This window comes from Verrucomicrobia bacterium S94 (assembly GCA_004299845.1).
GTDB lineage: Bacteria > Verrucomicrobiota > Kiritimatiellia > Kiritimatiellales > Pontiellaceae > Pontiella.
On sequence record CP036201.1, the window covers coordinates 1,108,431 to 1,124,373 of the forward strand.

8 protein-coding genes are annotated in these 15,943 nt (G+C 50.7%); all 8 read left to right on the forward strand.

Going from position 1 to position 15,943, the window contains the following annotated elements; genetic code table 11:
• The first annotated feature begins 145 nt into the window (after window positions 1-145).
• The 8 genes from EGM51_04730 to EGM51_04765 all read left to right on the forward strand — a co-directional run bounded on the left by EGM51_04730 (window position 146) and on the right by EGM51_04765 (window position 15,911).
• Window positions 146-1,687 (forward strand): alpha-L-fucosidase, encoded by a 1,542-nt coding sequence (locus EGM51_04730; protein QBG46734.1) that lies wholly within the window; start codon window positions 146-148, stop codon window positions 1,685-1,687.
• 31 nt (window positions 1,688-1,718) lie between these two features.
• Window positions 1,719-3,242: a glycoside hydrolase gene (locus EGM51_04735; protein ID QBG46735.1), complete on the forward strand. Its 1,524-nt coding sequence runs from the start codon at window positions 1,719-1,721 to the stop codon at window positions 3,240-3,242.
• A gap of 27 nt (window positions 3,243-3,269) precedes the next feature.
• On the forward strand, window positions 3,270-5,444 hold the full coding sequence (locus EGM51_04740; protein ID QBG46736.1) for a hypothetical protein: 2,175 nt from the start codon (window positions 3,270-3,272) through the stop codon (window positions 5,442-5,444).
• A gap of 23 nt (window positions 5,445-5,467) precedes the next feature.
• Complete coding sequence (locus EGM51_04745; protein ID QBG46737.1) at window positions 5,468-6,100, forward strand: response regulator transcription factor; 633 nt, start codon at window positions 5,468-5,470, stop codon at window positions 6,098-6,100.
• A gap of 144 nt (window positions 6,101-6,244) precedes the next feature.
• The gene (locus EGM51_04750; GenBank protein ID QBG46738.1) at window positions 6,245-10,279 is read left to right on the forward strand and encodes a hypothetical protein; all 4,035 of its coding nucleotides are present in this window, start codon (window positions 6,245-6,247) and stop codon (window positions 10,277-10,279) included.
• A gap of 281 nt (window positions 10,280-10,560) precedes the next feature.
• Window positions 10,561-12,042, forward strand: coding sequence for a glycoside hydrolase (locus tag EGM51_04755; GenBank protein QBG49243.1), 1,482 nt, complete (start codon window positions 10,561-10,563; stop codon window positions 12,040-12,042).
• 1,080 nt (window positions 12,043-13,122) lie between these two features.
• Window positions 13,123-14,436: a sulfatase gene (locus EGM51_04760; GenBank protein ID QBG46739.1), complete on the forward strand. Its 1,314-nt coding sequence runs from the start codon at window positions 13,123-13,125 to the stop codon at window positions 14,434-14,436.
• Window positions 14,433-15,911 (forward strand): DUF4976 domain-containing protein, encoded by a 1,479-nt coding sequence (locus EGM51_04765; protein ID QBG46740.1) that lies wholly within the window; start codon window positions 14,433-14,435, stop codon window positions 15,909-15,911. Before EGM51_04760 ends, EGM51_04765 begins: the two co-directional genes overlap by 4 nt.
• Window positions 15,912-15,943 lie beyond the last annotated feature (32 nt).

Below are 15,943 nucleotides of genomic sequence, written 5' to 3' on the forward strand. Positions count from 1 at the left end.
TTGTTGAAGGGGAACGGCACTGGCTGCGGATTCAGGACAGATGAATGTTCGGGAAACCGGAAGTGTATGGTCTGGTTTATAAAAAGGTTTTAGCTGCGCGAAAGCCAGGTGGAAACAGTAGAGGTAAACGAGTGGAGAGAGCAGAATGACAAAGAAAAAAAACGGAGTGTTCGCGTTAATGCTGGTGGGTGCGCTGATATCGGCAGAGTCGAAAGAGGGGGCTGGTTCAATGACGGAAAAATATACTCCCGATTGGTCATTCTTGAAAAAGCACAAGGCGGCACCGGAATGGTTTCAGGACGCCAAGCTGGGGGTCTATTTTCATTGGGGTCTTTATTCCATTCCGGCCAGCGGTGGCGAGTGGTACCCGCGCTGGATGTATACGCCGGGAATCAATGACCGCGGCCAGTGGGTGTATGATTACCATCAGAAAAACTACGGCCCTGATTTTCAGTATCATGACTTTATTCCGTTGTGGAAAGCGGAGCGGTTTGATGCGGCAGAGTGGGTGGATCTTTTCGAGGAAACGGGCGCAAAGTATGTGGGTGCACTGGCTGAGCATCATGATGGATTCTCGCTGTGGGACAGCGAGGTGAACCCGTGGAACTCGGCGGATATGGGACCGCGTGTCGATATTCTCGGCGCCATTCAAAAAGAGGCGCAGAAGCGTAACCTTAAATTTATGGCCACGTTTCATCATGGATTTCACATGATGTATTATCCGAAGCCTGAGAACTCATATCCGCGGCCAGAGAGTAATTACAATATGCCCGAGAATCCGGACTTTACGTATCCCAAAGGCGGCGATTTCGACAAGCTGTACGGCAACATGTCGATGGAGGATGCCAATGAATACTGGCTGGCGAAGCTGAAGGAGGTGGTCGATCAATACTGCCCGGATTACATGTGGTTCGATTTCGGGCAGAAGTTTATCGGGGAAGAGCAGCGGAAAGAATTTCTGGCCTACTACTTCAACGAGGCTGAACGCCGGGGACAGGAGTCGATGGTGAATACCAAGGGCACGTTCTTCCCGACGGATCTCGCCATCGTGAATATTGAACGGGCGACCTTTCCGGACATTACGGAATTTGTCTGGGCCTCTGATTTTAAGCTGGGTCCCAACTGGAGTTTTAATCAATCCAAACGTACGGCGGTCGACTCCGGGCAACTGATCCGCATTCTCGCGGAAATCGTGAGTAAAAACGGCACCATGATTCTCAATGTGAGTCCCATGGCCGACGGAACACTACCGGCGGAGCAGGTGGACTCGATGCGGAAAATCGGAGCATGGCTGAAACGCAATGGAGAGGCCATCTATGCAACTCGGCCGTTCGTTGTTTTTGGCGAAGGGGTAACGGAGATCAAACCGGACATGGAGTTTGAGTGGAATACCCGCAACATGATTCGTACGGGGTTGTGGGATCTGAATGCGGGTGATGTACGGTTTACCCGAAAAGGAAATACGGTTTATGCCATCCAGTTAGGCTGGCCGGGAGCCCATACGCGCCTTTTGATGACGAGCTTTGCTGAAGAGGCAGAAGATCTGGTGGTCAGGGATGTTTCTGTACTGGGATCAGACGAGCCTATTCGCTGGAAACGTACCGCTGAAGGATTGGAAGTTTTTGCACCGAAAGAAAAGCCTGCAGAAGCCGATGCTGCGATGGTTTACCGGATTGAACTTAAGTAAGTTGGAATGAATAGAAGAAGGAGAGTTAAGTATGCGATTTTCAAAATCAGTATTATGGATATGTGCAGGGACGTTATGCGTTTCTGCTCAGGCAGCCCGGCTGTCGGGGCAGCAGAATGTAGATGGCAGTGCGGCGGCCTATTCGGGACAAAGCAGTGAAGATTTGGTTCCTGAAGTTCGGATTGAGAATGGAAAGAAGTATCTGTACTGGCCGGGCTGGAATCAGTCCAAAAACCGTAAACTGCAGGTAAGGCGCGAGCGGACGACGCATCCCGGAGCACAATGGTGGCCGCATGCCGGATTCGGAATTTTTATGCACTGGGGCATTGTCAGTGAATTTGAGCCGACCGGTGAGGCCTGGGCCGGGCGCTGGACACCGGAGCGGGAAGAGCGTGGAGAGTTTCATCCTCAGCAGGAAATCTGGGATGCTGCGAAAACTTTTAACCCGGTGAAATATGATCCTGAAAAATGGATGGCCGGAGCAAAACGTGCGGGATTTAAATATGCGGTGTTGACCACGAAGCATCATGACGGCTATGCGCTTTGGGACTCAGACTGGGCGCTGATGGGTGTGCGGCAGTATCTCAACGGCCGTGATCTGGTGGCGCCTTTTGTAGAGGCCTGTCGCAACAACGGTCTGAAGGTGGGGTTCTATTATTCCGGTATGGATTGGTATTTTGACCGCGACTACATGAATTTCAGTTTTGATCCGGACCGGAAAATGAACTTTAAGGGCGAGTGGGTGAAAACGCTGCCGAAACGTCCTGCCAAACGGTGGGCTGCGTATCAGGAATATAATGAACATCAGGTGAAGGAGCTGATTGAAAGGTTTGATCCGGATATCTGGTGGGGAGATGGCGGTCATGGCCTGTCGGTTGAAGAGATCCGCAAACTGCGCCCCGGAATTGTCTGTAACAACCGTGATCCCGGCAGTGGTGATCATGCGACAGCGGAAGGGTTCGGTATGTCGGATCCGAAATTTATTAAGCCGATTCTTGAAAACGGCTGGTGGTGGGAGGTCAATTCCATCATTCAGGGGGGATCGTGGCATTATGACGCCCGTTACGGAGAAAAAATTCATCCGACCGATGCGGTCTTAATGAAGCTGGCCGAGGCACGGTGCATGGGAGGAAACCTGCTGGCTAATATCGGGCCGCGTCCGGATGGAACCTATCAGGATGATGTATGGCGTCTTTTTGATGAGTTAGAAGAGTGGATGTCCACCTGCAGCAACTCTGTGTTCGGTATTAACGGCGGCGGTCCGTGGCCGGAAAAATGCAATGTGCCGATCACCTGCAAGGACCGCACGTGGTATTTCCATGCGAAAAAGAATATGGCCACAGAACAGAACCCGGTTGTGTTGAAAGAGTGTTCTGCAAAGCCGGTTTCCATGACGCTGATGCGGACTGGAGATGCCATTCCGTTTACGTATAAAAATAAAACCCTGACCTTTTCGATTCCTGAAAAACTGAAAGCCGGTAAAGTGACCGATGTGGTGAAGGTTCAGTTCGGGGATGAGTTTGATGTGACTCCTTTTATATTCACGCATTGGTAAAGGATTTTAGTGCGCATTGGAAAATCAATGACTTGGAGCTGTTCTTTTTCCGGCCCGGTCAGGAAGCACATTCCAGGTATGATAGTGGTCTGTCTGCTCCTATGGGGGCAGGCAGTTTCTGCGCAAACCGTTATCCGTGAAATTGAGCGTGTTCGGGCGCTGTCTGTTGAGGATGCTGATCGGCATATTCCTGTTGAAGTGGACGCTCAGATCATCTGGAAGCATCCGCGGCGGTATGGTGTTTTCATTTTTAATGGAACGACCGGAGTTTTTGTATCGGCGTCTAAAGATTCTTCATTGCTGAAAGAGTGCCGCACGGGAGACCGGGTTAGGGTGCATGGGGTGACGTCTGCAGGAAATTTCAATCCGGTGATTGCCCTTGATTCCATCGAAGTGCTGGCACATGACCCGCTCCCCGAGGCCCGTTCCTTCGACGTGGATGAGGTTGAACTTTCGACGGTTGACTGTGATTGGGTTTCCGTTACCGGCCGGTTGATTTCGATGAAGGTTATTTCTGAATATCAGTCCATTATGCTGGTGATGAAAATCAGGGGACATAGGGTGGATGTTCAGGTTGTTAATACGAAGGCGGCAGTGGAACGGGTGTCTGAACTGCTGCAGCATGAGGTTGAGATTCGAGCGGTGGCGGGGGTGCTTTTTAATTCGCAGCGCCAGATGACAGGCCGTATTTTTTATGTGAATTCAGCTGATGATATTATGCCGGTTCAGTCTCCGGATGCTGATTCCGTACCGAGATTCTGCGCGATTCACGATTTGCAGCGTGCAGATTTTGATTGCCGTGAAATGGTGAAAACGCATGGCTGGGTGACCTATGCTGACGGCGGGGATACCTTTTTACGCGGAGAAAAAACATCCTTATTGGTGCGGATGCAGAACAGTTATCACGTTAAGGTGGGGGATTATGTGGAGGCGGTCGGATATGTCTGGCCGCAGCGAATCGGGCCGGCTTTCAGGGCGAGAACCATTAACGTCAAGGAGAGGAGAGGGCTGCCTGAACCGATTCGTCTGGATGCGGAGGTTCCACTTGCGGCGGAATTGAACTATGAACTGGTAGAGGTGGACGTCCGGCTGGTCGAGATCGGGAAATCATTCGGGAAAAGTGCCGGGAGTCAGCACACGTTGCTCTGTCGGGCGGGAGACTATTCATTTGAGACCCGCCTTCCACCGGGAATGGATGTCAGCGAACTGGAATCCGGCGCAAAACTCCGTTTGACCGGGATTTGTCATCTTACCTTAAATCCTAAAATAAGGTATCGCCTTGATTTTAACGGCTTTTGGCTGGTGCTGCAGGATGAAGACGGAATTGAAGTGCTGCAGGCGGCTCCGTGGTGGACCGAAGAACGTTTACTGCGGGTGCTGGGTATGGTGTGCGGAATTCTGGTGTTAGCACTGGTTTGGGGGTGGATGCTGCGCCGAACTGTAAATAAACAGACCGGAATTATTCAGGAAAAAGTGGCGGAGGAAACGATTCATCAGGAGCGGCAGCGGATTGCGCGGGAACTCCATGACAGTCTGGCGCAGGGGCTGGCCGGTATTGCTCTTCAGTTGAAGGGCTGTTTGAAGCTGGTTGATGTCAGCACTCAAAATCGTCTGGAGTGGATCAGTCAAATGACGGCGTTGTTGAAAGACGGGAATTCTGATATGCAGCATCAATTTTCGGAGTTGCGGGAGCTGGTGCTGGTGGATGACGAAAGAACCCGTGATTCGATTAAGATTGTTCAGAATGCTTTGTCGCACTGCAGTGCGGAATCACGGAGTATGATTTTTGATTTGCGGGGAGGTCTGCTTGAACGGATGGATCTGCCTTCGGCTTTACAGGAGACGCTGCAGGCATTGACTGAAGAGTGCGGTGCAGAACTGGTGATTCATGTTTCCGGAGAGATCTCGCGGTTGAAGCCGGTGGTGGAGCGTAATCTGCTGTCGGTTGCGAAAGAAGCTGTGATCAATGCTGTCCGGCATGGATCGCCGAAACGGATTGATGTGGAATTAATTTACACGGACTTTTCGGTGAAGCTGTGTGTCCGGGATGACGGATGCGGATTTAATGCGGATCAGCTGCCGCCGGTTGGACATTTCGGGCTGCGGGGCATGCGCGAGCGTCTTAAAAAACTGGGTGGATGTTTCCGGATTCAGAGTGAACCGGGACACGGTAGCACTGTTACAGCGGATTTATCGTTGTAGAAAGAGCGGGGATCGGAGTCGGTATGAGTGAGCGGATTCGGGTGATGATAGTGGATGATAATGCTGTGCTGCTTGTGGGGCTGATGCAGGTGATTGCGGCGGATCCTTTACTGGAGTCTGCAGGATATGCCGAGAGCGGTGAGGATGCTGTTGAGCTGTATCGGAGGTTGAGACCGGATGTTGTGACGATGGATTATGAAATGCCGGGCTGGAACGGGGTGGAGACGACGAAGGCTATTCTTGAAGAATTTCCGGCGGCAAAAATAATTCTGCTTTCGGTTTATGAAAAGGAAGAAGATGTCTGGCAGGCTTTCAGGGCCGGCGTAAAAGGATATCTCACCAAACGGGCGGGTGAGGTTGAGGATATTCTGGAAGCTATTCATGAAGTTGCCGCCGGCGGAACCTTCTTTCCGGCCGGCATTGCGCAGAAAATTGAGTACCGGAAAAATCAGCCCGAACTTTCTGTGGCGGAAATGAGTGTGCTGCAGTGGTTGAGTCGGGGATTGTGTAATAAGGAAATTGCGGAACGGCTCGTGATTTCCGAGGCCATGGTTAAGTTTCATATCGTGAACCTTCGGAAAAAACTGGGCGCAGCGGACCGCACACAGGCGGTTGTCGCAGCCTGTAAACGGGGCCTGATCCGGTTGGAAGAGTAATTCGGTACTTCGCATTTTTTTCATCGATTAGTCATTATCATATGGATAGCTGGCCGTTTTCTTTTTCTATGAGACATTCCATCGCATGATTTTGAATAGACGATTCAGGAAACCTATAGGATTCAACAGAAAGAGGAATATCATATGAAAAAGATTCGTTTACTGCTGATGTGTACTGTTATGCCCGTGTTCAGCAGTCTGGGCTTTTTTAATGCCGCAACCGATATTTTAATTCCGCAGTATGACAGCAATCATGATCCCGACGATATTCATTCAATTGCGGCACTGGGTTGTATGCTGGCTCATGAGGATTACAGCAATGTGAACTATTTTGCCGTTCATGGTGCCTACGGTATTCAGAACGATAATAACTTTATTGATTCACCTCAGTTTTTTAAGCTGGTTTTCGGGCAGGAGGATGAGAAATGGGTGAATGCTTCGCCTCAGGATCCGGACTGGAACGGGGCTGTTGCTAAAATAGCAGCAAAGGTGAAACCGGTTCTGGATGCCGGTGGGAAGGCCTGGGTTGCCGAGGCCGGGCAATCGGATATTACGGCAGACTGGGTTGCTGCGCTGATTGCGGATGGGGTTCCTGAAGCCACGGTTAAATCCAATGTGGTTGTGGTTCAGCATAGCGACTGGAATGAAGAGCACACTACGGCGGAGGATCTGGCCTATGTGAAACTGAAGTGTAACTATCAGGTCATTAATGACGGCAACGGCACCTCAACCGCTCGAGATCCCGGTGCTCCGGCGACACCAAGCTATCGATCGACAACCACCAGCTTTCAGGTGGATGCAATGACTTCACCGAACAACAAGGCCCGGGCGTATTGGCTGGAAGCGGACTGGGTTATTCAGGATGAAGGGTATCTGCCGAGTCATTCGTCCATTACCGTCGGGGGTGTGGATTTTTCCGATGCGGTTGAGGCGCACTGGATTTTCGGTTCCCCGACGGACTGCAATACCATTGCCAAATTCTGGGATAAATTTGTAACCAATGTTCCGGATCCCAATCCTGAACCTGAATATCCGGCACGCGATTACGGAGCCGGCGGAGAAGAAACAGAGACGGACGGGGTCTGGATCGAAAATAACGGGATTGTTGTCATTGAACCGGAACATGGAGAACTGCATGAGGACTGGGTGGTTCAACCCAGCACGTATCTGGATGATCCGACGATGGCCGGAAGCATGGGCGACGGCTGGATTGAGTGGAACGGGGCTCAGAAATTCAGCACGACATTAGACGATGCGCTTGCGAACGGAATCTCCACCTTCCGCTTTGAAATCAAGACGGCCGGAGACTACACATTCCGGTGGCGTTCAAAACAGTATGATGATGTAGAGGCCGGTGATGCCGGTAATGACACGTATGTGAAATTTGAAACCGGCACACCGTTGCCGATGACGGCGAACGACGGCAGTACTCAGACGATAACCAAATTCACAAAGGTCTGGGTGCAGAGTCAGGCTTCCTGGTCCTGGAATACCAGCTTTGAACCTGTGCATGGTGTATTTGTAACGAATCCGAAAGTACATTATGACGCCGGGATTCATGAGATCAAAATTGCTGGCCGTTCCAAGGGACATGCCATCGATCGGCTCATTCTTTATCACAGCACGGCAAATGGTTCGACAGCTCAGAATGCCCCCGAATCTGAACGTATTTCGACAGAGTCCTACGTCTATGAGGCGGTAAATGATTTTCCGGAAATCAATGCCGGAGAGGTAAATTACTATAAGGATAACGGAAACAACGCTCTGGCTATTAATGCCGCAACGGTAAGCAACCGGGGTAAGTTTGCCCGGGCAGAAACCGTCTTCAGCGGTTCAACAGGAGTGTATGATGTCACGATCACGGCGCTCAGGGAACTCGATGGAGAATGTGTTTATCAGTTTCTTGTTAACGGGGTTGTGAGAGGGTCTGCAACAAACAGTCCCGCTACTGTTGATTATGAGGAGCAGGATCACACCTTCCGCAATATCACCATTCCGGAAGGAGCCACAATTGCTGTTCAGTCTAAAACAGATTCCAACGGTCTTGTTGCAGAGGACGACGGCTTTGCCTGGGCGCGGGGACGCTGGCGCACACTCAGCGTGGTCGAAAACAGTTCGGGCACGGGACTCTCCGTATCAGCAGGTCCGGATCAGACGCTGTATTTTCCGCCGGCATCCACCCTGATTCAAGGTTCGGCGTCTGATGACAGTGCGGTGGTATCCACAGAATGGACTCAAGTTTCCGGGCCGAATAGTGCGACGTTGTCTGGCACAAATACTGTAACACTGAGTGCTTTAAATCTGATTGAAGGGACCTATCTCTTCCGTCTGACCGTCATGGATGATGAAGGAAATATCGGAATTGATGAGGTTTCAGTTATTGTAGAGAACGAGCCGCCGATTATTCCGACGATTTCGCTTTTGAAGGAGGATTTTGAGGGAGCAGCCACCGGAAGCCAGTCGCTGGCGGGAACGGTGGTTGAAGCCGCTAATACATTGTCGGCTAAAGTGGTTGAAGCTCCGGCTGCCTTTACCGGTGCATCCGGAAATGTGATTCTTCTTTCAACCGGTGCAAATAGTTATTCCGCCATACGGTCGCCCGGTGCAATTGATCTGAGTTCGTATTATTTCCGGGATGGTGATCACTATTCTATTTCGTTTGATATCTATATTCCGATCAATCTGGCGGTATCTGTAGGCGGGGTAAATTTCCGCTGGAAAGATGCATCTAACACCGGTAACGGGCCGACGGTTTCTGACTTTGCCACGTTAAGTGCCGGGGTTCATCATATTGATTATACAGGTACCTTTCCGGTAAATACCGGCGGCAGCGACTTCAATCCCTCCAGTGTTCAACCCTTTATCTGGTTTCATCAGGATGGTGCTGAGCTTGCTGATTATGTCTACATGGACAACCTCGAATTTAAAATCTGGGCGCCGAATGTGGCTCCTGAATTTGCATCCGATCCGATCAATGGCGGTTCGGTGCAGCAGGGATATTCCTACGTTGGAGCACTCGCGGATCATGCATCCGATCCGAATGGCGATGCTCTGGTTTTTTCAAAAACCAGCGGCCCCGCATGGCTGGAGGTTGCAGTCGATGGAACGCTGAGCGGAACGCCGGCGGAATCGGATGTCGGTACAAACCGTTTTGATGTGGTTGTTGAAGATCCCTCCGGGGAAACAGATACGGCCGAGCTGACCATTGTTGTGCTTGATGGACCGCCGCCATTGGAACAGACCATGTTATGGGAAGAGGATTTCGATACCATTGCGGTAGGAACCACTTCCGGCAATAATCAGACGCTGGCCGGCACAGCGGTGCAGACCGCGAATACCTTAAGTGGTGAAGTGGTGGCTGCTCCTGCCGGATTCAGCACGGCCTCCGGGAATGTATTCGTGATAAGCACTGCGGATAATGCTTATTCCGCCATACGGCCATCCGCTAATCCGATAGACCTGTCTTCCTATAATATTCAGGCCGGAGATGAATATACGCTGTCCTTCGATATGTATATTCCTGCGGATCTGGCAGCGGCGGTCGGGGATGTTCAGTTCCGCTGGAACAATGTCAATGATACTGCGGATACAACATTTGCAACGTTGTCGGCCGGAGTTCACCATATTGAATACAGCGGAATATTTCCTGTTTCGGTTGGGATTCCAACGAGCTGCAGACCGTTCATCGGTTTTGATCAGAATGGTACGGCCGTATCGGAATATGTTTACTTTGATAATCTGAAGTTTGAAATCGGCCCTGCCGGCGGAAATTCCGCTGAAAAAACCGGATTTGAAAAATTCGCGGAAGACCACGGTCTTTCCGGCGGGGTACTGGATGACGATGATTCGGACGGTATTGTTAATCTTCACGAATATGCTTTTGGCGGAAATCCGTCGGATGCCGGAGATGCCGGTATTCTTCCGGTGTACGTAGTGGACAATCAGGCCGAAAGCAATGTGTTTAAATATGTCTATGTTCGCCTTACTGATCCGGACAGTGGAATTATTTACCGTCTGGAGGTGAGCGACAGTCTGAGTTCAACGAATTGGGCTGATACCGGATACACCGTTTCCGTGGGAACAGAAAGCAACGGATTTGAGTCGGTTACCAATAGCATTCCAATGGTTGGAACAAATCAGTTTATTCGTCTGCTGATTGAATCGGGGGATGAAGAGTAAGAGGGGTTATCAGATAAACCGCAGTTCAATGCGGTTGTTGTTGGGTGGCTTCTCCGGGATTCCGGAGAAGCCTTTTTATGTTCAGCATATCCCGGTGAATTTTACCGGTATAGGGCCGACTATCATTTGATAGGTTGTGGCAAAATCTCTTCCTCTATATTTTCCCCGTTTGGCTGGTATCGGGCGGATGCGTAAGTACGAGCCGGTTTGAATGCAACCATGTGATCAATAAGGGAATTATGAAAGCGAAACAGATTATATCTATTTCAGTTTGTGTGCTAATGAGTCTGGCTTCCTTCGGAAGGGTTTCCGGGCAGCAGAATGTGGATGGAAGTGCTTCGGCATATAGGGATGATGGAAACACCGGAAAAGTCGTGCCTCGGATCGAAGAGCGGGACGGTAAAAAGTTCTATTACTGGCCGATGTGGAATGAGAGCAAAAACGGGAAGCTGCAGGTGGAGAAACCGCATACCACCCATCCGGATGCGCAGTGGTGGCCGAAAGCGGGGCTGGGCCTTTTTATGCATTGGGGCATTGTCAGCGAGTTTGAGCCGAACGGTGAAGCCTGGTCCGGACGCTGGACGCCGGAGCGTGCAAAGAAAGGGACGTTTTATTCGCAGCAGAAAATCTGGGATGCCGCGAAGACCTTTAATCCGACGAAATATGATCCGGAGAAATGGATGTCTGCAGCTGCGAAAGCCGGTTTTAAATATGCGGTGCTGACAACGAAGCATCACGACGGTTATGCACTGTGGGATTCCGACTGGGCGCTTATGGGAGTGCGGCAGTATCTGAATGGGCGCGATCTGGTGGAACCTTTTGTGAAAGCCTGCCGGAATAATCATCTGAAGGTCGGTTTTTATTATTCCGGCATGGACTGGTACTTTATTCGTGATTACATGAACTTCAGTTTTGATCCGAATAAAAAGATGAACTTCAAGGGGGAGTTCGTGAACTCGCTTCCGAAACGGCCGAAAGCGCTGGCGGCGGCCTATCGGGAATATAATGCGGCCCAGGTTAAAGAGCTGATTTCCCGATTTAATCCGGATATCTGGTGGGGCGACGGCGGTCATGGGTTGCCGATGGAGGAGATTCGTAAGTTGCGTCCCGGTATTGTCTGTAACAATCGTGATCCGGGCGGTGGTGATCACGCCACCGCGGAAGGGTTCGGTATGGCTAAACCGGAATATATCAAACCGGTGCTGGCCAACGGCTGGTGGTGGGAAGTCAACAGCATCATCACGAAAGGTTCATGGCACTACGATAAACATAAAAGTGAAGAGGTCTACCCGTCGGATGTGGTTTTGATGGAACTGGCTAAAGCACGCTGCATGGGTGGCAACTTCCTTGCGAATATCGGTCCGCGTCCGGACGGGCAGTTTCAGGAGCAGGCCTACCGGCTGTTTGATGATATGGCGGAATGGATGGAAACCAACAGCAATTCTGTTTTCGGCATCAATGGCGGTGGACCCTGGCCGGAACAGTGCAACGTTCCGATCACCTGTCGCGACAATATCTGGTTTTTCCATGCACAGAAAAAAGACGCCACAAGGAGCAATCCGATTGTTTTCCGCGGGGCTGCGAAACCGGTTTCCGTCTCGCTGATGCGAACCGGGAATAAACTGCCGTTTGAGTATAAGAACGGGGTTCTGAAGTTGACGGTTCCTGAAAAGCTGAAAGCCGGCAATGTGACGGATGTGATTATTGTCGAGTTCGGTAAGGATTTCGATACGTCGCCTTATCTGTTTACGCACTGGGACTAGAAGCGTCGCGTTCCGCCGTTGGATCTTCGGTCCAGGGGCGGAACGGAAGTGAAATGTTAATAAAGAGGGTGAAGATGGGCAAATGGGTTGCTGTCTGGGTGAGTGTATGGGTTTCCGGAGTCTATGCGATTTCGTTGACGGAGTCATTTATTACACCGGATTCGGTCCGGATTACGGTTTGCGATTATCAGGTTTAAACAGCTTCGCGCATGGCTGCGCTATCTGAGGGGTCGGGGCTGGTTTGGGGCGGCGGCTATACACATGCTTCGGTCAGTGCGTGGCAGGGCAGTGTTTTGATTTCGGGAAGTAACCGGAGGCTGGAGCTTTATGCGGTCGGCAGTGGCGATAACCGGTCTTTCCGGAACCATCCGGCCCTTTAAACATATTCTGGGGCGGCGAACCAATCTGGGGCATTTCCTGATCCTTCATGCAAACACGTCTGTTACAAATGAGCCCACAACACTTACTTTGGTCTGTGATTCGGAATCTGAGCCATCGGTGACGGTTGAACCCGCTTCGGCTCTGGTTTCCAAGGTTTGGACCGGGAGCGAGTTGAGCATTACATTATCCCATGAAAATCATGCCGTGAACATGCGGGTGGACCTGCCGTTGCCGGTTGCTGTTATCAGCAGGGGGGTGACACCCGAGGGATATTATGCCTTTGATGTTTTAACTTCTGTCGATCTGGAAAATGACATTCAGGTGTCTGGGATCTGGTTTCCAATGTCTGGAACACGGTGGAAATCGTGATGGATAAGGATTCTTTCACGTTTGTGGATACCAATGCTCCTCGGCATGAAGCTCGCTTCTACCGCGTTGTTTTCAGTGAAAAGAGTGCTGAAATCCATGTAGATCCTGAATCTGAAAAATGAGGGGACGGTTTGATTCCCTCGTGAAGTAAATTCCTTTTCTCGGTTTAAAAACAGACGTTGTGCCGGATGTTTTTTGGGGGACGAGTTCGCTATAATATGAATAGGTTGGCGTATGGAATTCTACTGATAAGTTGTCACAGTTACGAAGGTATATTCCTTTTTCATCGAGGCAGTTCATACGTGAAATAGATTCGGAGAAAATACGATAATGAAAAAACTGATGGTTCATTTCGGATGTGCAGTGCTGAGTGCGGTTTGTATGCAGAGTCAGGCTGTTGAACGACCGAATATTGTAGTGATTGTGGCTGACGATCTCGGGTATGGGGATATCGGCTGTTACGGGAGTGAATCGATAAAAACACCGCATATTGATGCTTTGGCAGCTGAAGGATTGCGGTTTACAGATTTTCATTCCAACGGGGCGGTATGCAGTCCGACACGGGCGTCTTTAATGACCGGACGCTATCCGCAGCGTACGGGGGTGATTGGTGTAATTACGGCACATAAGCATCGCCATGTGGGCCTGGCTCTGGAAGAAACCACCATTGCGGAAGTGGTGAAAAGTGCCGGATATACCACGGCAATGTTCGGGAAGTGGCATCTGGGCTATCAGCCGAAGTATAACCCGGTGCATCAGGGATTTGATGAATATATCGGATTTGTTGCCGGCAATGTGGATTTTCATGCCCATCTGGATCAAATCGGCGAAGAAGACTGGTGGAAACAGGATCAGCTCTGTCCGGAAGAGGGATACACGACCGATCTCATCACCAGGCATGGTGTTGAATTTATCAAACGGAATAAAGATAAACCGTTTTTGCTCTTCTTAACGCATGAGGCACCGCACTACCCGTATCAGGGGCGAAATGATCCAGTGCAATATTTGCCGGGAAAAGGTCTGGTGGGGTCGCCGAAGGGAACACCGGAAATTTATAAGGAAATGATTGAGGTGATGGACGAAGGTATCGGTCGTATTGTTCAGACTCTGAAGGATTCCGGACTCAGTGAAAAAACGCTTGTCTTTTTCTGCTCGGATAACGGTCCGGCGGGATTGGGATCTGCCGGCGGACTGCGAGGTAAGAAAAGTCATGTGTGGGAAGGGGGGCATCGTGTTCCGGGGATTGCCTATTGGCCGGGGGTTATCGAAGCCGGACGTATTTCGGATGAAACGGTGATGGGGGCGGATTTGTTTCCGACGATTGCTGAACTGGCGAATGCTCCGCTGCCAAAGGATGTCGTACTGGATGGAATTAATCTGCTGCCGCATATCACGGAAGGCACTGCGCTCTCATCGCGGCCGCTTTTCTGGGCGAACTGGCGGGGAATGGCGGTACGCCAGGGCAGATATAAACTGGTAACCCAACCGAAAAACTTTGCTGATCCGGAGCTGTATGACCTGAAGAATGATCCTGCTGAAAAGGTGAATATTGCAGCGGAGCATCCGGAAAAGGTTGAGGAGCTGCTGCAATGCTTGAAAAGCTGGCATCATGAGGTAACTGACGGAGTGAAAAAGATTCTATGAAGTGGAAAGAAAAAGTTTACCTGGGAGTTGTGTTAAGTGTGACCGGTTTGCCCTGTTGGGCAACGGGGCCAAGCAGGCCGAATATCCTTTTTATTCTTGCTGATGACCTGTGTTACGAAGCGCTCGGCTGTGTAAACGGAGAGGTGCAGACCCCGAATCTGGATCGACTGGCGGATGAGGGCGTTATGTTCAGTCATGCCTATAATATGGGCGGATGGGACGGGGCACTGTGTGCCGCCAGCCGGGCGATGTTTAATACCGGCCGTTCTCTGTGGCATAACTTTAAGCTGGATCGTGCTGTGCGCAGCAGGAAGTGGTTGAATCCGCCGCCGGAAGTGGATACGGGGACCACATGGAGTCAGTGGTTTTCCGCGGCGGGTTACCATACCTATTTTGCCGGTAAGTGGCATACGATTCTGCATGATGCTGAAAATGTGTTTGATGAGGTGGGGATCATTCGTCCGGGAATGCCGAATCAGACGAAAGAGCGGTATGAACGGAACTGGGAGCCGGGGTGTTCGGATTGGGAGCCGTGGGATAAATCCAAAGGGGGATTCTGGCAGGGCGGCCAACATTGGAGTGAAGTGCTGCGGGATGAGGCTATGGCGTATTTGCGTAAAGCTCCGCAACGTTCAAAGCCGTTTTTTGCATATATCTCCTTCAATGCTCCGCATGATCCGAAACAGGCACCAAAGGAATACATTGATCGGTATCCGCTGGAGGCGATTAAGGTGCCGGAAAACTTTCTACCTGAATATCCGTATGCACGTGAGATTCAAAGCCGGAATATACGCGGGGAACGGCTGGCTCCTTTCCCGCGGACCGAATATTCAATTAAAGTCAACCGGCAGGAATATTATGCGTTGATTACACACATGGATGATCAGATCGGTGCGATACTGGCGGAGCTGGATAAAACCGGCATGCGTGATAATACGTATATTATTTTCACGGCGGATCATGGCCTGGCGCTTGGGCATCATGGCATGATGGCCAAACAGAATATGTATGAGCACAGTTTGTGTGCTCCGTTGATGGTGTCAGGTCCGGGGATTCCGAAAGGAAAACGTTTTGATGAGCGGATCTATATTCAGGATATTGTGCCGACCACGCTGGATATCGCAGATATTCCAATACCGGAACAGGTGGAGTTCAAGAGCTTTCTTCCGTTGCTGAACGGTGGAGAATATCATGAGCGGGAAGCGATTTATGCTGCGTATAAAGATGTGCAGCGTGCGGTTATTGTGGAGGATTTCAAGCTGATCTACTATGCCGACATTCCTCTGTATCGGTTGTTCAATCTGAAAAATGATCCGTATGAAATGAACGATCTGGCGGGCAACCCGGAATATGCCGGAAAGATTGAGGAGCTGAAGCGGGTGATGCTGCGTGAGATGTCGCGTTATGATGATGAGCAATTGACCCCACGGCGGCATTATCGGAAGGAACCTAAACCGGATACTACCCCGAAATGAGGGTGAATCGCTGAACCTTGAAATACTTAAAA

Excerpts from the sequence above, each read along its gene's own strand:
- EGM51_04755 (QBG49243.1), top strand. The coding sequence starts at position 10,561 with ATGAGTCTGGCTTCCTTCGGAAGGGTTTCCGGGCAGCAGAATGTGGAT.
- EGM51_04745 (QBG46737.1), top strand. The coding sequence starts at position 5,468 with ATGAGTGAGCGGATTCGGGTGATGATAGTGGATGATAATGCTGTGCTG.
- EGM51_04750 (QBG46738.1), top strand. The coding sequence starts at position 6,245 with ATGAAAAAGATTCGTTTACTGCTGATGTGTACTGTTATGCCCGTGTTC.
- EGM51_04740 (QBG46736.1), top strand. The coding sequence starts at position 3,270 with ATGACTTGGAGCTGTTCTTTTTCCGGCCCGGTCAGGAAGCACATTCCA.
- EGM51_04730 (QBG46734.1), top strand. The coding sequence starts at position 146 with ATGACAAAGAAAAAAAACGGAGTGTTCGCGTTAATGCTGGTGGGTGCG.
- EGM51_04760 (QBG46739.1), top strand. The coding sequence starts at position 13,123 with ATGAAAAAACTGATGGTTCATTTCGGATGTGCAGTGCTGAGTGCGGTT.
- EGM51_04765 (QBG46740.1), top strand. The coding sequence starts at position 14,433 with ATGAAGTGGAAAGAAAAAGTTTACCTGGGAGTTGTGTTAAGTGTGACC.
- EGM51_04735 (QBG46735.1), top strand. The coding sequence starts at position 1,719 with ATGCGATTTTCAAAATCAGTATTATGGATATGTGCAGGGACGTTATGC.